Genomic DNA, 22,290 nt, shown 5'->3' with positions numbered 1-22,290 from the left:
GAATAAGGTAGCTTATTTCAGATTTTCAAGTATTTTGTCCACCTCTCCGGTATCAAGCCTATTATAGCTATCCGCAGTTATTTTGACAACATCGATACCATTTCCAGAAGCTGAATCTCTTTTCATGGCATTGTAAAGAGCACGGATTGCAAGTTCCATACCCTCTTCGACATTGATACCTTCATGATAGCGGTCTTCAAGAACACCATAAGCCATCGGTGAACCAGAGCCCGTAGCAACGGCTTTTGTCTCCTCAATATTTCCACCCATCGCATCGAGTGAAAATATGGCAGGTCCATTCTTATCTACGCCACCTACCAGGAGTTGGACCATTAGAGGGAAATAGCGTTGCCCACCAAGGATGTTGGAGAGTAAAGTTGTGAGGCCTTTGATGGTTATTGATTCCTGTCTCCTCATTTTATAGAGTTTGGATTCCACACTAATCATCCGCACAAGTTGCTGGGCATCACCTACCGAGCCAGCAGTGGTCATCCCGACCAGGTCATCGATCTGGTAAATCTTCTTTGCGGTCTTGCTGGCTATGAAGTTGCCCATAGTTGCCCTTTTTTCAGTGGCAAGAACAACTCCATCACTGCAAACTATGCCTACAGTGGTCGTGCCTTTTAAATGTTTGTCATTATCCATCAGTATACCTCAGCAAAAAACGAGAAATTAATTTGTAAAAACACACCTATGGTATAGGGTAATACAGTAAATGATTGGCAATTTAGCTATATAAGAGTTTCTGTTGAAGAGATATTGCACTTATAATTTAGTTTATCGCACAGATGAACCAATAGTAATTGCTCAACTGCTACTGACCCCCAGAAACACAGGTATTAGTGTTATGTAATTAAAATACATATACAAAATATCAATATATATTATATATTGACAAAATATATAATTTACTAACCATATGAATACACATTGAGATATTTCTAACCAACAATAACAACACTCAGGCAAATCAACCATTATATCAAAAAACACTTACTATTATTAATTGAAAAATATTTTTATGAAAATCAAAGGAAAATATTATGTCTGAAAGAAGAAAAGTACAACTCACAGGAGGGTCCACCTTTATAGTATCTCTCCCCATAAACTGGGTGAGAGGGGCCGGTCTTGAAGCTGGAGATAGCGTAATCCTTGCACCCCAGAATAAAAGTTCACTCCTGATATCCTCTGATACACTCAACAAAAATCAAAGATACGAAACCAAAATTGAAATTAATCGCCTGATCCCCAAAAAAGGAAAAATGTATAATCAGCCTCCTGTAGCCGAGCCGGAAGACATTTTCAGGATACTTATTTCTCATTATCTTGCTGGCTATGATATAATTAAAATGGAGTCAAAAGAGGGATTCAGTGCAGCCGATCGTAAATTCATAAAAGATGCATCCCGCAAAAGGCTTGTAGGTCTTGAAGTGGTGGAGGAAAGCCACCATGAACTTGTGCTGCAAAGCCTGCTCAATTACAGGGACCTTTCCCTCCACAGGGCTATGCAAAATATGTCCGGCCTATTAACATCAATGTTAAGCGACATAATGGAAGCAATTGAGAAAAATGACAAAGAAGTCGCCCAGGATATAATCCTCAGGGACAATGAGATAGACAGGTTTTACCTTTTGACTGTAAGACAGTTGAAAGCAGCCATTGAAGACCGCAACCTTTCAGAAAAGATTGGTATAGAAAGGCCCAGGGAGTGCCTGGGCTATCGGCTTGTTACTAAAAGCATGGAAAGGATCGGAGACCATGTGGTCAGGATTGCAAAGAACCTGATTGAAATGGAAAATGAAGTGGAACCTGATGACCCTGTATTCAAAATGGCAGAAGATGTCCAGACTATCTTCAAGCAGTCCATGGCCCTACTTTCAAATCTCGATCCCATGGAAGCAAATATGGTCATAAAGAATGCAAAGAAAATTTCCCTGGAAGGTACTGCATTATACAAGAACAGGCAGGCAAACACCAACTCACACCAATTTGGCTTCATTGTGGAAAGCCTGCAAAGGATTGCTGAATACAGTGGCGATATCGCAGAAATATCCATTAATATGAGTACAAAGGACTTGAACACATAATTTACTTTTTTAGGATTAGACTATCAAACTGGTTTGGGTCAGCATAACCATCAAATTATTCACTACAAGTACAATACCCAAAAAAGCAATAGCAAATTTGGACGTATTCCACAGAAATGAACTCCAGGACAGGCCGGATTGCCTGATGAGTTTGTAGTTCAAATAAACCACCCCAATAAAGAGGATTTTCAAAAGCAAAAAGGCCCCCAGGCCAAATTCCGCCAGTACGACTGCTATAAATCCGTTTTGCTCGACCCCGAAATTCAGGGCACCTATGGTAGTAAGGAAATCCCCGAAGACGTAGAATAGGATAATGTATTTGATGTCAGAAAGGAAAACAAACAAATCCTTTCCTGAATACTCAAAGGTGGATGAGTCGAGGAAATCCATAATTAAAATCTTGTATGTACATCTCTATTAACTTGATGTACACATATTAAGTAACAATGTTCATGAATTCCAGACCTTCATCTAAAAATAGTTCTGTTTACGATGGGAAGTTTTTAAAATAATCAAATATACATAGGTAATCATGGGCTCGGGTAAATCATTAATAATTGGTCTTTTTGCAGTAATAGCAGGCGCAACACTGGGAATCGGGGGCGCTGTGGCCCTTATGCTGATGGAATTGAACCGTTATTCTCCGGCAGGGGAAATACTGGTGACCATGGGCGCATTTGCAACGGGGCTCGCGCTCATAATGCTGGGATTGAATCTATTAATAAAACAGGAAATCGGTTACACCGTGGTAAGTGCCATCCTATACGCAATCATTATAGGTGGGTTTATTTCCCTCTATCCTGAAAAATGGATATATCCAAACGTATCCTATATTGCAATGGGGTATCTAGCCACTACACTCTTTCTTATAACAAGGATCTTCAAAGAAATGCTTACTCATCTTTTAGAGATCAAACAACATAAATTAAAAAACAACCCTAAAAATAATTCATTTTTTATTGCCCTGGCCCAACTTATAATGATGGAACTTACAGGTAATCAAGAGGAAGAAGACCAAAGCAAGATTGGGGGAGAATACATTATGAATCAGGATGACGAAGAACTAAAAGTTACAGAGGAGCTGAAAGAAAAGCCAATAGAAATCGCTCCCGATGAAGAAACAGAAGATACCAAAAAATCAAAAAATAAGAATGAAATCCAAACCGATGACACAATGGCCGAAGCCGCCCGGAAGATCTTCCAGAAACATTTCAAGAAAATGCAAAAGCATGAAATGGGAACAAAAGTCGGCAGGGACATAGAAGAGCTACATGACATGCGCGTGGCTGCCATGCGTATCAAAGCCGGTTTTGAAGTTCTCAATCCCTACCTTGACATGAAAGAACTTGGCGTATATCTTAAAGGAATAAAACGCACCCGCAAAGCACTCGGTAATGTAAGGGACATGGACGTATTCCTTGAACGTATTGACCACTATTGTGATGAGTTACCTGAAGAGCGTAAAGGAGAACTCGATTTCCTGAAAGACAACATCGAGATCGAAAGGGCCAAAGAAAGAGGGAATATGCTGGAATACCTGGATGGCAAAAGGTACAACAGGTTCAAGAAAAAGTTTGAGGATGCCCTGGGGAAAAAGAAGTACTGGAAAATGGAAAATGAAAACAGTAAAGGCACACCACGCCCCACCAGTGTACGAGAAGTATTTCCCACACTTGTTTATGGCCAATATGCAAATGTCCTTGCCTATGAAGACAAAGTAGGTCCTGACCCCCATGAAGCACCTTTGGAAGTACTGCACAGATTACGTATAGATGTGAAAATCCTGCGTTATACCTTTGAATTCTTCCAGGAAGTCCTGGGAGACGAAGCCAAACAGACAATAAAGCGGCTGAAGAGTCTTCAGGATAATTTGGGAGACATGCACGATGCAGCCGTTGCTGTCGAACTTCTGAACGGGTTCAAGGAAAGTGGACACTGGGGAGACAAAAGTACCTCCGATGGAGAAGGGAAAAACAATGCTGTTGATGGCCACATTGATGCATTCATCCATTACAAAGAAGAAGAAATAAAAAAACTGCGGGATAAATTCCCTGCTGAATGGGAAAGTATTACCGAACCGGAATTTGGTAAGATGTTTGCAGAATCCATTGCAGGAATGTATTCAAAGAAAATCTGATTAATATTTTTAGTAGTAATATATAGAATACATACAAAATTGATATATATTCTCCAACCACTAAAATGCCACAAATAGATACATCCAGAATTGTATACAATGGGATACCATGAAAAGAGAATCACTTAAATATATCAATCGGGAAATTAGCTGGCTGTCCTTCAATGAAAGAGTATTGCAAGAAGCTGCCGATACCCGTGTACCCCTGATGGAAAGGCTGAAGTTCCTGGGCATCTTTTCATCAAACCTTGACGAATTTTTCAGTGTACGTGTGGGAACAATCAGAAGAATGATTGATGCCGACATTAAAGAAAAAGTGATGTTTGGAGGCTCTCCCAGAGAAGTGTTGCAAAAAATACAGAGTACAGTTCTGACTTTGCAAAATGATTTTGATGATGTATTCAAGGAAATTAGTAAGGAACTCCAGAAGAATAAGATATACATACTTGATGAAAAAAACCTCAAGGATTACCATAAAGACTACATTTCAGAGTATTTCAAACAAAAGATTCACTCTTTGCTTGTTCCCTTAATGCTCAATGAAAACAAAAAGTTCCCCTACCTAAAAAATCATGTAATATATCTTGCAATTCACATGTACAGGAAAGAGGATCCTGCTGATTATAAATATGCCCTAATAGAAGTTCCTGCTGATATTTTACCCCGATATATCAGCCTGCCTTCAAAAGATGACAAGAAGTATGTTATAATTCTGGATGATATCATAAGGTTTGGCCTGAAAGATGTTTTTGCAATATTTAACTATGACAGGATCGACGCTTATACAATAAAACTTACAAGGGATGCTGAGCTCGATTTTGAAGAAGATGTAACAAAAAGTTTCTTTGAAAAAGTGATGAAGAGTCTGGAAGAAAGAAAACGTGGACTGCCTGTACGATTTGTATACGATAGGGAAATTCCCGAGCACTTGCTTAACTTTATCCTCAGAAAAAGCAAAATGAATAATTTTGAAAACCTGATTCCCGGAAGTCGCTACCATAACGCCAGAGATTTTATGGATTTCCCGCGCATGGGAATGAAAGAACTTGGATACCCGAATTCGCCTCCATTGACACACCCCTCGATCGAGGCACATACAAGTATCTTAAAAGCAATCAAAAGAAAAGATATTCTTCTTCACTATCCATACCACTCTTTTGATTATATGATAGACCTGCTCAGGGAAGCGGCTATTGACCCGATGGTCACCTCGATAAAAATTACCCTGTATAGGGTTGCAAAGAACTCAAAAGTTATCAATGCCCTGACAAACGCCATCAAAAACGGCAAAAACGTAACAGTAGTAATGGAATTACAGGCCAGGTTCGATGAAAAGGCCAATATTTACTGGACACAAATGCTGGAAGATGCTGGTGCTATCTTAATTGACGGTGTACCGGGATTGAAGGTGCATGCCAAACTTTGCCAGATAGAACGCAAAGAAGGGAATGAATCTGTTTTTTATAGTGCCGTGGCAACGGGTAATTTCAATGAATCAACCGCGAAATTATACAGTGACCACTGTCTTTTTACCATTAACAGTCAAATCAATGAAGAAATTAACAACTTATTTAAGTTTTTTGAACATAACTACAAAGTTTATGATTACCAGCATTTGCTGGTAGCTCCCCACCAGCTTAGAAAGAAATATTTGAACCTTATTCGAAAGGAAACAGAAAATGCATCCATGGGAAAGGAAGCGTTCATCTGTGCAAAAATGAATAGTCTTGTGGACAAGGAAATGATCGATGCACTTTATGAAGCAAATAATGCAGGCGTCAAGATAGATCTGATAATTAGAGGTATCTGCTCCCTTGTCCCCGGAGTTGAAGGACAGAGCGAAAATATCAATGCCATTAGTATTGTAGATAAATATCTTGAACATTCAAGAATTTTTGTATTTTGCAATGAGGGAGATACTAAATACTACATTTCATCTGCTGACTGGATGGTACGTAATCTTGACAAAAGAGTAGAAGTTGCCACCCCCATATATGATCCGGATATACAGAAAGAAATCCGGGACTTCATGAAAATGCAGTTCAATGACAGGAAAAAAACAAGGATAATCAATGAGAAACAGGACAATCCCTATCTGATAAGTGTTGACGATAAAGAAGTCAGATGCCAGGACGAAATATATGATTATCTGGCCAGAAAGACAGGGCAGGCTAATAAATGAAATTTGCTGCTATTGATGTAGGGTCCAATGCTATCAGACTCCTGTTTTCACGAGTGGAGGACCAAACCGGCAAGCCTTATTTTGAAAAGGTATCCTTACTAAGGATACCCCTTAGGCTGGGAGATGATGCATTCATCAACAAGAAGATATCCGAAGAAAAAGCCGACAAACTTGTAGAATTAATGCAGGCTTTCAGGCACCTCATAAATGTCTACCAGCCTATAGAATACATGGCTTATGCAACCTCAGCAATGCGCGAGGCTAAAAATCACAAAAAAATAGTAAACCAGATCAAAAAAGAATGTGATATCGATCTGCAGGTCATTGAAGGAAAAAAGGAAGCAAAAGTAATTTATTCCAATCATATAGAAAAAATGCTGGACAGGAATGGATCCTACCTTTATATAGATGTAGGCGGCGGGAGTACTGAAATTACTTTTTTCAAGGGAAAACATGCGATAAGATCCCGCTCTTTTAACATTGGGACAATCCGTATAAAAGAAGGGTTGGTGCCAAAGAGGAATTGGAAGAAAATGAAAAAATGGATCAAAGACACTCTTGAAGGGGAAGAAAATGTTTGCGCAATCGGTACTGGAGGAAATATAAACAAGTTATTCAAACATGCCGGAAAAAAGGAAGGCAAACCTCTGAAATATAAAAAACTCAAAACAACGGCAAACTACATGGGCAAGTTTACTGTTGAAGAGCGCATAATAAAATTCAATATGAAACCAGATCGTGCTGATGTAATCGTACCGGCATCAAAGGTTTACCTATCAGCTATGAAGTGGGGAAATATCAATAAAATCTATGTCCCAAAGATTGGGCTTGTAGATGGTATGGTACATGTAATGTACAAAAAACATAAAGAAAATTTTGTCTGATTAACTTTTAAGTTTTTCTTCAATTGCTTCTGTGACGGTTTTCAGGGCCTTTATACGGGCATATTTTTTATCGTTAGCTTCTACAATTGTCCATGGGGCATAAGTAGTGCTTGTTTTTTCAAGCATCTCATCTACAGCTTCACGATAGGCATCCCAATTTTCACGGTTTCGCCAATCCTCTGGAGTGATTTTCCATTGTTTGTGAGGTGTTTCACTCCTTTTCTGGAACCTTTCAAACTGGGTATCCTAATCTATATGCAACCAGAATTTGACAACTACAGCATTCCAGTCAGTAAGCATCGCTTCAAATTCATTAATCTCCCTATAAGCGCGTTTCCACTCGTTTTCAGTGCATAGCTGTTCTACCCGTTCTACCATGACCCTGCCATACCAGCTACGATCAAAAATAGCAATTCTACCGGCAGGCGGAATTTCTTTTAAGAATCTCCAGAGATAATGACGCGAGATCTCATAATCATTGGGAGCGCCAATGGGAATAACCGAATAGAGACGGGGATTGAGCCGGCGGGCAAGCCTTCGGATATTACCCCCTTTACCTGATGCATCCCAGCCTTCATAAATAATAATTACAGGAATCTGGCGCTTCAACAATTCATATTGCAAACGCCTCAAACGTTCCTGATAGTCTTTTTTCTTCTCTTTGTATTCTTTTTTATCAATAGTTTTTCCCATATCGGTGCGTGCCAGTATAGAAGTTTTAAGGGATGGTATTCCCGGTAAATCCTCTTTAGGGAAGAGATCCACAGTAGTTTCAGTCACGGATTTATGGTCTACCTCTTTGAGTTTATCTTCCATTGCATTTATAAAAGCCGTCATGATCTTGACAGTGGCAAAATTCCTGTTATTTGCTTCTACAATTGTCCAGGGAGCCCTGAAAGAATCCGTGTTTTCCAGGATTTTTTCTACGGTGTGAAGATAGGCTTCATATTCACTTGCATAATCCACTTCATCTTCCCCCACAATAAAAAGATCCCCATTATTCTTTTCCAGTTCTTTAAACCGTTGTTGCTGTTTCTCTTTGCTTATGTGGAGGAAGAACTTGATTATTAGGTAACCATCGTCTGCAAGTTGCCTCTCAAAACTCCTGATTCCCTGCAGGCATCTTTCAAGTCCTTTTCCATTATTTTTTTCAATATGTTCTATAATCGCTCGCCTGTACCAGCTGCGATCGAAGATTGCTACCTGGCCGCGGGCAGGAACTTTGGTCCAGAAACGCCACAAAAGAGGTCGGAGTTTTTCCTCATCTGTGGGACTGGTAGTTGTATGGAAACGGAAACCCCTGGGGTCCATGGGAAGAATGAAACGATTTATTATATCACTCATACCCGAAGCATGCCAGCCTTCAAAGACAACAATTATGGGAACCTGCATTTTCCAGCTTTTGCGCTGTAATTCCCCCATTTTGATCTCAAGTTTATCGACTAAATCCTTGTACTCCTTATCGTCTATTCTTTTTGAGAGATCAACTTTTTCCAGCATTGAAAACCCCATATAATTGCAATATCCTATTATAGCTCTTTACTCATATTTTTATTTATCATGATAGAGTAAGAAGACCACCGTTTTCAAACGGTGGATGAATTACCTAAATAAGCAGAAGACTCCTTCCATAAGGCAGGAGATGAATGCGTCTTTTTGTGGTTTTGGCACAAAGTATAAATAGTGTCAAGTGCATAGGTGGATATATATGTTGAAAGCCTACAAATATAGAATGTATCCAACAAAACAGCAAGAAGAAATGTTTAGCAAGCATTTTGGTTGTGTGAGGGTAATCTATAATTGGGCCTTAGAACAAAAAATTAAATCCTATGAGCAAGACGGAAAAGCAATTTCCAGATTTACATTGAATAAAACAATTCCAACATTGTATAAAGATATGGAATGGCTGAAAGAAGTCAATTCACAATCTTTACGTGGAGCTACTCTTAATCTGGATAATGCTTTTACCAGGTTTTTCCGTGAGAAAACGGGTTTTCCCAAATTTAAATCAAAGAAAAATCCAGTACAATCATTTTCTGTTCCACAATATTATAAAGTGGATTTTGAGACGAATAAAGTCAAACTTCCCAAAATTGGATGGATTAAAACTAAGTTGCACAGGCACTTTGATGGTAACTTGAAAACCGCAACAGTATCAAAAACATCGTCTGGTAAATATTTCATCAGCATTCTTGTAGATGATGGTAAAGAATTACCTGATAAACAGGATTTTGATGAAAATAGTGCGGTTGGTATTGATGTTGGTATCAAAGATTTTGCCATCATGTCTAACGGTGAAAAAATAGATAACCCCAGGCATCTTAATAATTCAGTGAAAAGACTGAAGGTATTACAAAAGCGTCTCTCACGAAAACAAAGAGGTTCAAAAAATAGAGATAAAGCAAAACAGCAGATAGCCAAACTTCATGAGAAAATAGCAAATCAGAGAAATGATTTTCAGCATAAATTAACTTCCAGATTAATTAGCGAAAACCAAGCTATTGCACTGGAAACATTAACCGTATCTGGAATGTTGAAAAATCATAAACTTGCACAATCCATTAGTGATGTATCATGGAGTTCTTTTGTAACCAAATTGGAATATAAAGCAGAATGGTATGGGAAAAGCATATTGAGAATTGGACAATTTGAACCATCCACGAAAATATGGATGTCAATGCTGCAATTAATATTAAGAAGTTTGCTTTAAATAAACAGAATTTGATAGGTATTTGAAGCACCGTAGGAACTACGGGGAGAGCCTGTGGAGTTGTTTTCAATGGGAAGGGCTATGAAGCAGGAAGCCACCCTATTCAGAGGGTGGTAGTTCACGCTGGAAGAATACAGGAAAAAAAGAGATTCTAACAGGACATCTGAACCTGAAGCCAAAGAGACTTCCAGATCCGATGAGCCTATTTTTGTAATACAGAAACATGATGCCAGCAATCTGCATTATGATCTCAGGCTAGAGATTGATGGCGTACTGAAAAGCTGGGCAGTTCCCAAACAACCTCCAAAAAAAGCCGGAATCAAGAGACTTGCCATACAGACGGAAGACCACCCAATGGAATATGCCGATTTTGAGGGAGAAATACCTGAAGGACAATACGGAGCCGGCAAAGTTGAAATATGGGACAGGGGAAACTACAAAGCAATAAAGATTGAAGACAAGGAAATCATCGTCACACTAAAAGGAAAACAATTGACTGGCGACTATGTTCTTATTAAGACGAAGTACGGCAAGAACGATAAGGGCTGGTTATTTTTCAAGAAGAAAGCAGATAACTGAATCCGGGTATCCCATACAAATAATCATAAAATACACCCATCCCGGCTATAAAAACGCATTGAACCCTGAAGTTAAATACAAAAGCATTTATACCAACCGGAAAATCTCGTTTTGGAGTGAAAGGAAAATGCAATACAGTCTGGGAATTGATGCTGGCGGAACGTACACAGATGCAGTTTTTATCCGTAACCGGGATGGGAAAGTCGTAGACTGGGCTAAATCCCTTACTACCTATCCGGACCTCATTATGGGCATACATAACGTCCTGGAATTGTTGAACCGGGAATATATGGAAAACATAAACCTGGTGTCCGTATCCACAACACTTTCCACAAATACCCTTCTGGAAAAAACCGGTGCATCCGCCTCCCTAATCCTGATCGGTGACCATCCCCTGGAAAGAGAACTTGCTGCAGAGAATTATGTATTCATAGCCGGAGGACACGACCAAAACGGTGAAGAGTCGACACCCCTGGACATGAAAAAAGTGGAAGAATATATCAAAGAAGTTCAAGGCAGGGTTTCGGTATTCGCAGTTTCTGCCTATTTTGGAACCCGTAATCCGGAACATGAACTTAAAGTAAAGGATAAAATCCTCGAACTTACCGGCAAACCGGTTGTATGCGGCCATGAACTTTCCCAGGAACTCGGAGCCTATGAACGAGCTGTCACTGCCCTCCTCAATGCCCAGCTTATTCCTGTTACTACAAAATTCATCCGGTCAGTCATCCATGAAATCGAAAAACTCGGAATAAAGGAAAAAATGCTGATGTTGCGTTGTGATGGATCTGTGGTCAATATAGAGGATGCTCTGCATCGGCCAATCGAAACTATTTTTTCCGGACCTGCAGCAAGTCTTGTGGGTGCTTCATACCTAGCAAACCTGGATACATGTGCCGTTATGGATGTTGGAGGCACAAGCACCGATGTTTCTGCTATCTACAAAGGACTACCGGAGTTAAAAGCAGAAGGGGCTACAGTTGGTGGCTGGAAAACAAGGGTCAAAGCAATCGACATGGAAACTTCTGCTATGGGAGGAGACAGTCACATCTGGGTTACTAAAAAGAGCATAAATATCGGACCCAGAAGAGTAATACCTCTATGTATGGCTGCTACACATCACCCACAACTTATGGAAATCCTGAGCGAACAGGCACCTACTTTCCGTGTAATGGAAAATGAAAATTTCCAGCCAACCCGCTTTTTTATAAAGAATCAATCGGACCACCAGCATATTGATCCACAAGAGAAAGAAATCCTGGACTTACTGGGTGAACAGCCGGTTTCCATACAGACTATTTCTCATCAACTAAATGGGATACCTTCTGCCAATGTACTGGATTCCCTGATACAGAAAAGAATTGTCCAGGCAATAGGATTCACTCCGACAGATGCCCTGCATGTACTGGGAGATTATACGGAGTGGAATGCAGAAGCTTCTGAAAAAGGGGCAGAGATGCTTTCAAAACTTCTCAGGAAGAACAAGATAGAGTTTTGTAAAAATATCAAAGAAATGTTTGCAAAAAATATGTCAAAAGAACTTATTCACTTCCTGCTGCCGGATGTTGATGAAAAAGTGATCACGGACATACTTAACGGCAAATATCCGGCACGTTTGAATCTGGATATTCCTGTAGCCCTGGTTGGGGGACCTGTTAAGGCTTACGTGGATGAAATACAAAAAATATTGATCGCAGACATAAAGGTACCTGAAAATTTTGAAGTTGGTAATGCGGTAGGAGCACTTATGGGAAAAGGGATCAAACGCGTGGATATTATGATCCGGCCACATTCCCTGCAACGGCCCGAAGAGAATTTTCTTGTATTTGCACCCGGGCAAAGAAAGCAGTTCAAGAAATATGTGGATGCCCTGGATTTTGCAAGAAAAACCGGAGAGAGTATTGTTAAAGGATACATGAACAAATGCCGTATAGATTCTGAGAGGGTGAAAATCACGTTTGAAAAGAAAACTGTGGTCCCGGATGGCTGGCATCACCCACCAATGGAAACACGCCTGATAGTGATGGGTGTAGGTACCCCAAACATCGGATAAACATAAGAATAAACAATCCTCTATACGACCCCAACAAGTTTGCCGTCAGGATATACACATTTATTCAGGGGCATGGAAGAGGAAAAAACAATGGATATCGAAAAAATACTTTCCAAAATAACATCATCCAGGGGCTACGAAGGGCAAATCGTACACAGTGAATCCATAAAAGAAAGACAGGGAAAGTATGATAATGTTGATATCAAGCCATTGCTCAGGTTTGCCCTGCATGAAAGAGGAATTAAAAGACTATATTCCCATCAGACAGAAGCCATTGAGAAGATCAGAAGTGGTAAAAACATCGTACTGGCAACCAGTACGGCCAGCGGAAAATCCCTGGCATATACAATACCTGTTTTTGAAGAAATAATGGACCATCCTGCCTCTACTGTCCTTTATATATCACCTCTAAATGCCCTTGCCAATGATCAGTATTCAAATTTTGTGAAATTGAGAGATATACTGGGTGAAAGGATTGACATTGGCCGTTTTGTAGGGCCGTCCTCTAAAGAAGAGAGATGGCAGGCAAAAGCCGATGCAAATATTATTTTTACCAATCCCGAAATGCTGCATATGAGTGTACTGGGCTGGAAACAGCAGTGGTACAGAGTATTATCCAACCTGAAATACATAATCCTCGATGAAAGCCATTATTACACCGGAGTCACCGGCAGCAACATGGCAAATCTTTTGCGCCGGCTGCAGAGAATATGCGATCACTACGGATCCAATCCCCAATACATATGCTGCAGCGCCACCATTGGCAATCCCGGCAAACATGCATGCAACCTGACTGGAAAAAACATGGAGGTCATTGACAGGGATGGTTCAGGCAGGGGAGCACAGAAGTTTGTATTCTGGAACCCGCCGGCATACTATAACAAAAAGGGTTACTTCCTGCGCAAAAGCAGTTTTGCAGATTCAAACCGGTTGTTTACCACATTAATACAGGAAGGATTGCAAACTATTCTTTTTACCCGTTCCCGCCAGAAAATGGAGAGAATGTACCTCCAATCAAAAAAGGAACTGCAAAACCGGGGGTTGAAAGAAAGGATCGCCCCTTATCGCGGTGGATATAGTCCAGAAGACAGGATTCTCATAGAAAAACAATTGCAGAATGGTACTCTTAAAGGCGTCCTTTCAACAAATGCCTTAGAACTCGGAATTGATATCGGAGGACTCGATGGTTGTATCCTTGATGAATTTCCCGGCACTATAATGAGCACCCGACAGCAGGCCGGAAGGGCCGGCAGAGGAGAGAACGAAAGCATGGTGGTACTTGTGGCCGGCCAGAATGCCCTGGACCAATATTACATGCGCAATCCAGAGAAATTTTTTGCAAAATCCTGCGAAGATGCTGTCATTAATCCTGAAAATACCTACATACAAACGGGACATATACTGTGTGCAGCAAAAGAATTACCCCTGCAACAGGAGGACGAGAAGTATTTCGGTAGCGGAATACGGGATGTTATTGGAGTCCTGAAGGAAGAAAAATTGCTTGCAGAAAATGAAAAGGGTACAATCTGTCTTGATAACCATCCCCATGGACAGGTGAACATAAGGGGAGCCGGTAGGAACGGATATTGCCTTATAGATACCACAGGTGGCAAGAGGAAGATTATTGAAAAAGACCTGGAACGCTCAATGGCTTTCAGGGAAGCATTTGAAGGAGCCATCTATATCCATATGGGAAATCCCTATGTTGTGCAAATGATGAACCACAGCAAGAAAGAAATCCTTGTTGAGAAAGGTAAAGCTGATTATTATACCAAACCAATGGTTGCTTCCGAGATATTCCTGAGGGAAAAGTACGAAGAAAAAAAACCCGGGAAACTGGACGATATTACCGTCGGTTTGGGAAGGGTCGAAGTTGTCGAACAGGTGACAGGTTTCCGGAGAATACGGCACGGATCGGATGAAGAGATGGGCAGGAAGGAAATAGAAATGCCCCCTTCATCCCTTGAAACCGAAAGTTTGTGGATAGACCTGCCTGCAGGCTATGAGGAGATGGTGAGTAAACAGAAGCGGGATTTTGCCGGTGGCCTGCATGCAATTGAACATGCAATGATAGCAATGTATCCGGTACATCTGCTTGCAGATCGCAACGATGTCGCAGGAGTATCCACGCCATCACATGGAGACCTGGAGGGAAGAAGCGGGATATTCATCTATGATGGTCATGAAGGAGGTGTTGGTTTTGCAGAGAACGGTTTTGACAAAATTGAAGAAATGCTTGATGTTACCTTAAAAGCAATCAAGGGATGCCCCTGTGAAGAGGGATGTCCTTCATGTATCCAGTCCCCGAAATGTGGCAATAACAATGAGCCACTGGATAAACATGCAGCTATAATGATAATGCATGAAATACTTGGATTGGAGAAATACATACCACCTGCAAAGAAGGAAAGAAAAACCGTCTCAAAATCGCAGGGCAAACTTTCTACAAATAATACAAGCAACACAGATGCATTAAACCGTGCCCGAAGTAAATTGCGGAATAAGAAAAAAGCGAGTGTTGAAGAACTGATAATACAGGGCCAGGAATGCAGGACAGACCACAAAAAAGCCTATGAATTGTTCAGCAAAGCACTGGAGATGGAACCGTCCAACAAGAATGCCCTGTTTAACAAAGGAGTGGCCTGTATACAGCTTGGCAAATATTCACAGGCAAACAGGTGTTTTGATACCCTTGTGCAGCAAGGCATGAACAAACCGGTAATCTGGGAAATGAAGGGGCGGGCTTTTCATGGAATGTGCAATTACGGTATGGCCATACAGATGTACAAACAGGCACTTGGATTGCATCCAAAAGATAAAGATGATATAAAGCGGATTCAGGAGTTGCTTGGGAAGGCACGAAAGAGCGTAAATGGCTGATAATGGGGATCTCGAACATTATTTTATCATCTGGCTATTTATGCATATAAAAATTTATATCATTCACCTTTATATTTTTAGTAGATAGTCATTCACCCTGAAGTATATTTTTATCCGTGGATAAATGACTTGATAGCAAAATCCTGGTATACAACTTCAAAAAGTATACTAAAATACATTATAGTAGAAAAAATTACACCCGGTAATTTGAAGGACGATATATCAAATAAGGCCAAAGGATAAAAGAAAAAAATAGTTATACATCAGCCGGGATTCGAACCCGGGTTCGAGCGTTGGCAACGCCCGGTGATAACCACTACACTACTGATGTTCATACTGAATTGGTGCCCAGACCCGGACTCGAACCGGGGACGACTGCCTCTTCAGGGCAGCGCTCTCCCAAACTGAGCTACCTGGGCATTGGGAGCACCACATACATGCGGTTTTTTTATTTAAGTATATCGCAATTTCGGAAGTGGGCCCGCTGAGAGTCGAACTCAGGATCCCCGCCATGTCAAGGCGATGTCATAACCTACTAGACCACGGGCCCATTCTGTTTATCAGACATCTACAAAAACGCAGACGCCCTGTACCTCAGGGCCACCCTGAAGCACTCTCCCTATACAGATTAAACCTATATATATTTTGTTGCCCCCTAGAGAGGTATATGTAAAGAAGACAGCGCCGCCAGGCCATAAAATCTGACAAAGCAAAATGAATAATGATTAAGAACCGCGGTCTGACTTGAACAAATAACAAACGAAGAAGAACAATAGATAAATATGATCAAATGGACTTAATAAAAATATTTATTGATCATGAACAACAGTTATATATTGGAATTTAATTAAGGAGAGACATGGACTCCTTTACGGTAATCATACTGGCTATATTTTTACCCTTTGCCGCGGCGATATTCATACCGCTGCTGGAAAAGTTCCTGAAGCACAGGATCGGTTGGTTTGCAGCAGGAATTGCCTTCCTGAGCTTTGCATTAATAGGTATAGTAGCTCCCGAAATAATTCATGGACATATAATACAACATTCAATTGAGTGGATGCCAAGCATCGGTGCAGAATTCAGCATTTATGCCGATGGACTGGCTATGATGATCGGATTCATAGCATCCGGTATCGGTGTAATTATAATGTCCTATTCCAATGGGTACATGTCCCACAAGGAAGACCTCCCCCGTTATTACCAGTACTTGCTCTTATTCATGGGGTCCATGATCGGTATGGTCTTTGCAGGGAATACACTCCAGCTCTTCATATTCTGGGAACTTACCAGTATCACATCATTCATGCTTATCGGTTATTGGAGAGATAAACCCGCTTCCATCTACGGAGCCACAAAATCCCTGCTGCTCACAGCAGGTGGCGGTCTTTTCATGCTGGCAGGATTTATCCTGCTACATACTATTACAGGTTCCTATGATATCGCTACTATTCTCCAGAACCCCGCGATGATTGAAAACATCAAAGCTCATCCTTTCTTCTTAATAACACTGATACTTATCCTGATAGGTGCAGCTGCCAAATCCGCACAGGGGCCCTTTTACATATGGCTTCCAAATGCAATGGAGGCTCCAACCCCTGTCAGTGCCTTTTTGCATTCAGCAACAATGGTTAAGGCCGGAATATATCTGGTAGCCAGGATACACCCCATATTTTCAGGTACAGAAGCCTGGTTTATCTTAGTAAGTGGAATTGGCATATTCACAATGCTGCTTGCGGGATTTTTGGCATTCCGCCAGACAGACATCAAAGCAATCCTGGCATATTCAACTATCAGCCAGCTGGCATACATGATGACAATGTATGGTTACACATCCTACCACGAACCCGGTTTAGGAGTGGCAGCAGCAACTTTCCATCTTCTCAATCACGCAACTTTCAAAGCGTGTCTTTTCCTGGTAGCAGGCATTGTTGCACACGAAGCAGCCACCCGGGACATACGCAAACTCGGTGGTTTGCGAAAAGACATGCCTATTACCTTTATCATTGCATCCATAGCAGCCCTTGCAATGGCAGGAATTCCACCTCTCAATGGTTTCCTTAGTAAGGAAATGTTCTATGAAACCTCAGTTGAGATGGGACATATTCTCGGAGGACCGTTCACATTCCTGATACCGGCAGCAGCAGTACTGGGAGGTGTGTTTACCTTTGCTTATTCCATCAAACTTATCGACGGGATATTCCTGGGGGAAAAACACCATGATCTCCTGCCCGAGCATATACATGAACCACCGTATACAATGCTTATTCCTGCAGCATTCCTTGCAGGTCTTGTCATCCTGTTTGGCCTTGTCCCTTCGATTCCGATCCATAATATAATTGAACCCGCAACCGCAGGAATCGTGCTCGAGGAAGTACATCTGCATGTCAAACTCTGGCATGGTCTTACACCGGCCCTTCTCATGACAGTAATCACTTTCATAGCAGGCCTGACAATTTACACACGCTATGATAGTATAGCGGCCTGGCAGGATAGGTTTAATGTAAAATACCCCCGGGTAAGTGTGAACTATTACTATGACAGGATTGTTGATGGAGCAAAGGGAAGTGCAAAAGGATTTGCCAATTTTGCCCAGCCCGGTAGCATAAAGCTCTACATCTATGCTATATTATTTTTAATGGTCATACTGTTTGCCATACCAGCATTCATGATGGCAACACAGGTGTTCCCTGCCAACCTTAATTTTGATATTCCCCTTTACGAGGCACTGATACTGATCCTCATGATCATCGCAGCAATTGCAGCAGCAACCCTTCACAGATACCTGGCTGCTGTCATCGCACTTTCGGCGGTTGGGTACTTTGTCAGTCTGGTATTTATATATCTCAAAGCACCCGATCTTGCTCTTACACAGGTGCTTGTGGAAACCCTCTCCACAATAATATTCCTGCTTGTAATAGCAAAGATTCCCCAGACATTCAAGGAAAAAATACCAAAAACCATTCTGGCAAGGGATTTAGTAATTTCATCTGCTGTCGCAGTTACAGTGCTGATCTTGCTTCTCAATGCAACCCAAGGTATTGTTTCACCCTTTGAATCGCTTTCCTATTATTTCCTGGAAAACAGTGTTCCACTTGCAGGAGGGCATAATGTTGTAAATGTAATCCTTGTAGATTTCCGTGGTTATGATACGTTGGGAGAAATTTCAGTGTTATGTCTGGCAGCCCTGGGAGTCTATAACTTAATACACAGCAGAGGTGAAGGAAAATGACAACATTAATTACAAAAACAATTACCAAGATCTGCATTCCCCTTGTTATCCTGTTCTCAATATCCCTCTTACTTGCAGGACATAATAATCCGGGGGGAGGATTTATAGGAGGCGTAATGTTTGCTTCGGTAATCTCCCTGACCTATGTTGTTTTTGGTTTGAAATATATCAAATCCTTCTTTAACCCTTCATGGGATAAATGGTTCGGTTTTGGATTACTTCTTTCTTCACTAACTGCTTTTGGGGCAATTGTATATGGACATAATTTCTTTAGGAGTTTAATCAAATTTGTAGAGATACCACTTTACGGTGAAATAGAGTTGGTATCAGCTGCTCTTTTTGATATTGGTGTATATTTTGTCGTAATCGGCACTTTGCTATACATATTCAAAAACGTGGGTGAAGACGAATGAACAATACAATATTATCAATAACAATAGCCCTTATATTTGGAATTGGGACATTTTTAATCCTACGCAGGGATATCATAAAAATCATCATCGGCTTGTCCCTCATCTCTCATGCAGTAAATATGCTAATAGTTTCAACCGGAGTATTTGATGGTGAAAAAGCTCCTATAATAGCAGAGGGCTATCATGGTTCTGGCAGCGGGATAATTTTTACAGATAAATTATCTGAAGGTATACTTGCACCAATAGTGCCTCCTGGAACGGAAACCCCTTTCGTAGACCCCCTTGTCCAGGCTCTTGTGTTAACAGCTATTGTAATCAGCCTTGCGACTACTGCATTTATACTTATACTGGCCTACCGCATCCATGAAGAATACGGTACCACCGATGTAAAGAAACTCAGGAGGCTGAGGGGATGAATATTCAGGAACACCTCCCAATACTACTGGTTGCAATACCCATACTTATGTCAGCATTAATGATAATGTTGCGTTCCAGACCAACTTTCCAGAAGACCCTCAACATAATTGTATCAGCTTCCATATTATTGATGAGTATTATTCTCCTCTTGCAAGTATGGAACAGCGGAATACTGGTTTACGAAGTTGGGGAATGGGGTAAATATGGAATAATACTCGTTGCCGACCTGCTGGGCTCCGGGATGGTTGTATTGAGTTCAGGGATATCCCTGCTTGCGCTTATATATTCCCTGGATTACATCGAAGGCAAGTCCCTGAACACAACATATCATTCTCTTTTTAACTTGCTTGTTGCAGGCTTAAATGGAACATTCCTCACAGGGGACATTTTCAATATGTTTGTGTTTTTCGAAATACTGCTGCTTTCATCATGCGGACTGGTAGTAGCTTCGGAAAACGGAGGTGTCACTACAATTTCCGATAAAATGGAGGCGACATTCAAGTATCTCATCTTGAATATGATCGGTTCAATGGTAATGCTGATTGCAGTCGCTTCTCTATATGCAACAATGGGAACCCTGAATATGGCAGACCTTTCAGTGAAAATATCCGCACTGAGTGATGCAGGAACTATGCCCTGGCATATCTATTTCATTGCTTTATTATTTCTCATCGTTTTTGGTAATAAGGCAGCCATATTCCCTCTTCATTACTGGCTGCCGGATGTCCACCCGACAGCCCCATCACCCATAAGTGCCATGCTTAGCGGTGTTATGATCAAGGTGGGAGCATACGGAATTCTCCGGGTATATTTCCTGGTCTTTAAAGATGCACTGTTTTTACTAAAACCAATTATTATCCTGCTTGCATTGATCACCATAGCAATAGGGGCCATTGCTGCTGTCGGCCAGAAAGATGTCAAACGCCTCCTTGCCTATTCCAGTGTCAGCCAGATAGGTTATGTTTTCCTGGGGATTGGAATGGGAACAGCTTATGCCCTTGCAGCTTCTTTGGTATATCTTGTTAATCATGCAATTGCCAAATCCATGCTTTTCCTGACATCCGGAGGGATTATTCACCATGCCAAAACAAGGGATATGCATCATATGGGAGGAATGGTCAAAAGTGCACCTCTAATGAGTAGCATGTTCCTTATAGGAGCGATGTCCATTGCAGGAATGCCGCCACTGGGAGGTTTTATAGCAAAATTTGTCCTTTTTGACGCGGCTATGTTGGGAGAATATTATTTGCCAGTGCTTATAGGATTTGCATTCGCAGTTTTTACAATATTCTACATGTTCAGGGCATGGTTACTCATGTTCTGGGGTGAAGCAAGGGATTTTGAAAAATATGGCCCTTATTCATCACATGGGCCTTCACCAATGATAACAGTACCAATAATTATACTTGCAGCAGCTGTACTCATCCTTGGTGTGTATTCAGAACCATTGATATCCCTTTCAAGTGAGATTGCAAATCAGCTTCTTAATCCGCAACCATACATTAACGCAGTCCTGGGAGGGAGCGTAAGATGAAAAGATATGTTCTGTATTCAATTGCACTTGGTTTTGTCTGGTGTTTTGTTCACGGTGTCGTAAACCTGAGCAATTTCCTCATAGGTGCCATGATCGGACCATTCCTGATCAGGCCATTTAAGGAACTCTATAATTTCGGAGAGGAAATTTCATACAGGGATAAATTAAACCGCATACCAAAACAGATACATTATCTCTCCATACTCATAGTTGAGATTGTAAAGGCAAGTATTGTTGTAGCAAAAATCGTACTGCAACCAAAAATCGATATAAAACCCGGAATTATAGCAGTTCCCATCAGGGCAAAAACAGATGTTGGTATTACAGCTATCGCAAACACCATCACCCTGACGCCCGGGACCCTTACTATTGATATATCTAATGACAAATCTACATTGTATGTACACTGTATCGACATCGACGATGCAAAAAAAATACGTGATTCTATAAGGGACGATCTGGAAGAATATGTACTGGAGGCCTTCGAATGAACACAATCCATTTGCTTGACATAGCGCTTGTATTTATGGTATTATCAATTATTCCCTGTATCTACAGGATTATCAAAGGTCCTACAATTCCAGACAGAGTAATCGCGGTGGATGCCCTTACAACAGTAATTGCGGTTATGCTGGGTGTTTATTCTTTTGTCCATGAATCTGTGTTTTTTATGGATGTAGCTCTTGTGATTTCTATTATAACCTTTGTTGGAACTGTCACAATCGCAAAATATCTGGATGAGGGAGTGGTATTCTGAATAACATAACATTTATACAGGATATTCTTAGCAATTTTTTCTTCTTCGCGGGAATGTTCTTTGTATTCCTGGGAATGCTGGGACTTTATCGGCTCCCTGATGTATACAACCGGCTTCACGCAACAACCAAGATCGGAACACTTGGAGCCTTTGGAGTAATGATGGGAATCGTTGTAAAACTTGGGTTCGGACCCATGGGAATCAAAGCAATTACTGTTGGTCTTTTTCTTCTGTTAACAGCTCCCGTAGCAGCTCACATGATAAGCAGGGCTGCTCACAGGCACGGAGTTGGACTTTGTGAAGAATCAACTGTAGATGACTACGGTAAAACCTATTGTATAATAAATTCCAGCTGCCCGGTTAAACATGAAGAAACTATTGAAGATGATCATGAGAAGATGTGAAAGTTAAAGATATAAGATAAGCCT

The 22,290-nt window shown here is 41.0% G+C and carries 17 protein-coding genes, 3 tRNA genes and 1 pseudogene; 15 read left to right on the top strand and 6 right to left on the bottom strand.

Features of this window, described 5'->3' with window-relative positions:
- Positions 1-12: 12 nt before the first annotated feature.
- Complete coding sequence (gene psmB / locus CI957_RS00425; RefSeq protein ID WP_096711550.1) at positions 13-645, bottom strand: archaeal proteasome endopeptidase complex subunit beta; 633 nt, start codon at positions 643-645, stop codon at positions 13-15.
- Between the two features lie 398 nt (positions 646-1,043).
- On the opposite strand from psmB, the gene CI957_RS00420 reads away from it, so the two are divergent.
- Positions 1,044-2,087 (top strand): phosphate uptake regulator PhoU, encoded by a 1,044-nt coding sequence (locus tag CI957_RS00420; protein WP_128753994.1) that lies wholly within the window; start codon positions 1,044-1,046, stop codon positions 2,085-2,087.
- Between the two features lie 15 nt (positions 2,088-2,102).
- Here the strand turns inward: CI957_RS00420 and CI957_RS00415 are convergent, their stop codons facing one another.
- The gene (locus CI957_RS00415; RefSeq protein ID WP_128753993.1) at positions 2,103-2,477 is read right to left on the bottom strand and encodes a hypothetical protein; all 375 of its coding nucleotides are present in this window, start codon (positions 2,475-2,477) and stop codon (positions 2,103-2,105) included.
- A gap of 142 nt (positions 2,478-2,619) precedes the next feature.
- Here CI957_RS00415 and CI957_RS00410 point away from each other — a divergent pair, with 142 nt between their 5' ends.
- From CI957_RS00410 to CI957_RS00400, 3 genes are all read left to right on the top strand, one after another.
- A complete protein-coding gene (locus CI957_RS00410) occupies positions 2,620-4,224 on the top strand; it encodes a CHAD domain-containing protein (protein WP_128753992.1) in 1,605 nt (534 codons plus the stop codon).
- 109 nt (positions 4,225-4,333) lie between these two features.
- Entirely contained in the window at positions 4,334-6,406 is a 2,073-nt protein-coding gene (gene ppk1 / locus CI957_RS00405) for a polyphosphate kinase 1 (protein WP_128753991.1), read from the top strand.
- Positions 6,403-7,290 (top strand): exopolyphosphatase, encoded by an 888-nt coding sequence (locus tag CI957_RS00400; RefSeq protein ID WP_128753990.1) that lies wholly within the window; start codon positions 6,403-6,405, stop codon positions 7,288-7,290. The genes ppk1 and CI957_RS00400 overlap by 4 nt, the downstream gene beginning before the upstream one ends.
- On the opposite strand, the pseudogene pap reads toward CI957_RS00400, so the two are convergent.
- Positions 7,291-8,790 (bottom strand): annotated as a pseudogene (pap, locus tag CI957_RS00395) (polyphosphate:AMP phosphotransferase). It abuts the gene before it with no gap.
- A 208-nt stretch (positions 8,791-8,998) separates the two neighbouring features.
- On the opposite strand from pap, the gene CI957_RS00390 reads away from it, so the two are divergent.
- From CI957_RS00390 to CI957_RS00375, 4 genes are all read left to right on the top strand, one after another.
- Positions 8,999-10,000: an RNA-guided endonuclease TnpB family protein gene (locus CI957_RS00390; protein ID WP_394342256.1), complete on the top strand. Its 1,002-nt coding sequence runs from the start codon at positions 8,999-9,001 to the stop codon at positions 9,998-10,000.
- Between the two features lie 123 nt (positions 10,001-10,123).
- Positions 10,124-10,579 (top strand): DNA polymerase ligase N-terminal domain-containing protein, encoded by a 456-nt coding sequence (locus CI957_RS00385; RefSeq protein ID WP_096711557.1) that lies wholly within the window; start codon positions 10,124-10,126, stop codon positions 10,577-10,579.
- Between the two features lie 127 nt (positions 10,580-10,706).
- A complete protein-coding gene (locus tag CI957_RS00380) occupies positions 10,707-12,632 on the top strand; it encodes a hydantoinase/oxoprolinase family protein (protein ID WP_096711558.1) in 1,926 nt (641 codons plus the stop codon).
- 90 nt (positions 12,633-12,722) lie between these two features.
- Complete coding sequence (locus CI957_RS00375) at positions 12,723-15,512, top strand: DEAD/DEAH box helicase (RefSeq protein ID WP_096711626.1); 2,790 nt, start codon at positions 12,723-12,725, stop codon at positions 15,510-15,512.
- Between the two features lie 259 nt (positions 15,513-15,771).
- Here CI957_RS00375 and CI957_RS00370 read toward each other — a convergent pair.
- The 3 genes from CI957_RS00370 to CI957_RS00360 all read right to left on the bottom strand — a co-directional run bounded on the left by CI957_RS00370 (position 15,772) and on the right by CI957_RS00360 (position 16,062).
- Positions 15,772-15,843, bottom strand: a tRNA-Gly gene (locus CI957_RS00370).
- 11 nt (positions 15,844-15,854) lie between these two features.
- A tRNA-Phe gene (locus CI957_RS00365) sits at positions 15,855-15,931 on the bottom strand.
- A gap of 57 nt (positions 15,932-15,988) precedes the next feature.
- Positions 15,989-16,062: transfer RNA gene (locus tag CI957_RS00360), tRNA-Val, on the bottom strand.
- Between the two features lie 309 nt (positions 16,063-16,371).
- On the opposite strand from CI957_RS00360, the gene mbhE reads away from it, so the two are divergent.
- The 7 genes from mbhE to mnhG are packed head-to-tail and all read left to right on the top strand — an operon-like array spanning position 16,372 to position 22,266.
- Positions 16,372-18,741: a hydrogen gas-evolving membrane-bound hydrogenase subunit E gene (mbhE, locus tag CI957_RS00355; RefSeq protein ID WP_096711559.1), complete on the top strand. Its 2,370-nt coding sequence runs from the start codon at positions 16,372-16,374 to the stop codon at positions 18,739-18,741.
- Complete coding sequence (locus CI957_RS00350) at positions 18,738-19,154, top strand: monovalent cation/H+ antiporter subunit B (protein WP_096711560.1); 417 nt, start codon at positions 18,738-18,740, stop codon at positions 19,152-19,154. Before mbhE ends, CI957_RS00350 begins: the two co-directional genes overlap by 4 nt.
- Positions 19,151-19,570, top strand: coding sequence for an NADH-quinone oxidoreductase subunit K (locus tag CI957_RS00345; protein WP_096711561.1), 420 nt, complete (start codon positions 19,151-19,153; stop codon positions 19,568-19,570). Before CI957_RS00350 ends, CI957_RS00345 begins: the two co-directional genes overlap by 4 nt.
- Positions 19,567-21,105, top strand: coding sequence for a proton-conducting transporter membrane subunit (locus CI957_RS00340; RefSeq protein WP_096711562.1), 1,539 nt, complete (start codon positions 19,567-19,569; stop codon positions 21,103-21,105). Before CI957_RS00345 ends, CI957_RS00340 begins: the two co-directional genes overlap by 4 nt.
- Positions 21,102-21,596, top strand: a complete 495-nt coding sequence (locus tag CI957_RS00335; protein WP_096711563.1) for a Na+/H+ antiporter subunit E — start codon at positions 21,102-21,104, stop codon at positions 21,594-21,596. Before CI957_RS00340 ends, CI957_RS00335 begins: the two co-directional genes overlap by 4 nt.
- The gene (locus CI957_RS00330; protein ID WP_096711564.1) at positions 21,593-21,862 is read left to right on the top strand and encodes a cation:proton antiporter; all 270 of its coding nucleotides are present in this window, start codon (positions 21,593-21,595) and stop codon (positions 21,860-21,862) included. Before CI957_RS00335 ends, CI957_RS00330 begins: the two co-directional genes overlap by 4 nt.
- Positions 21,856-22,266: a monovalent cation/H(+) antiporter subunit G gene (mnhG, locus tag CI957_RS00325; RefSeq protein ID WP_342764910.1), complete on the top strand. Its 411-nt coding sequence runs from the start codon at positions 21,856-21,858 to the stop codon at positions 22,264-22,266. The genes CI957_RS00330 and mnhG overlap by 7 nt, the downstream gene beginning before the upstream one ends.
- The last annotated feature ends 24 nt before the right edge of the window (positions 22,267-22,290 follow it).

It is taken from the genome of Methanohalophilus sp. WG1-DM, from assembly GCF_004104135.1.
GTDB classification, from domain to species: domain Archaea; phylum Halobacteriota; class Methanosarcinia; order Methanosarcinales; family Methanosarcinaceae; genus Methanohalophilus; species Methanohalophilus euhalobius.
Note: the sequence above shows the minus strand (reverse complement) of the source record. Positions and strands in the feature narration are given on the sequence as shown.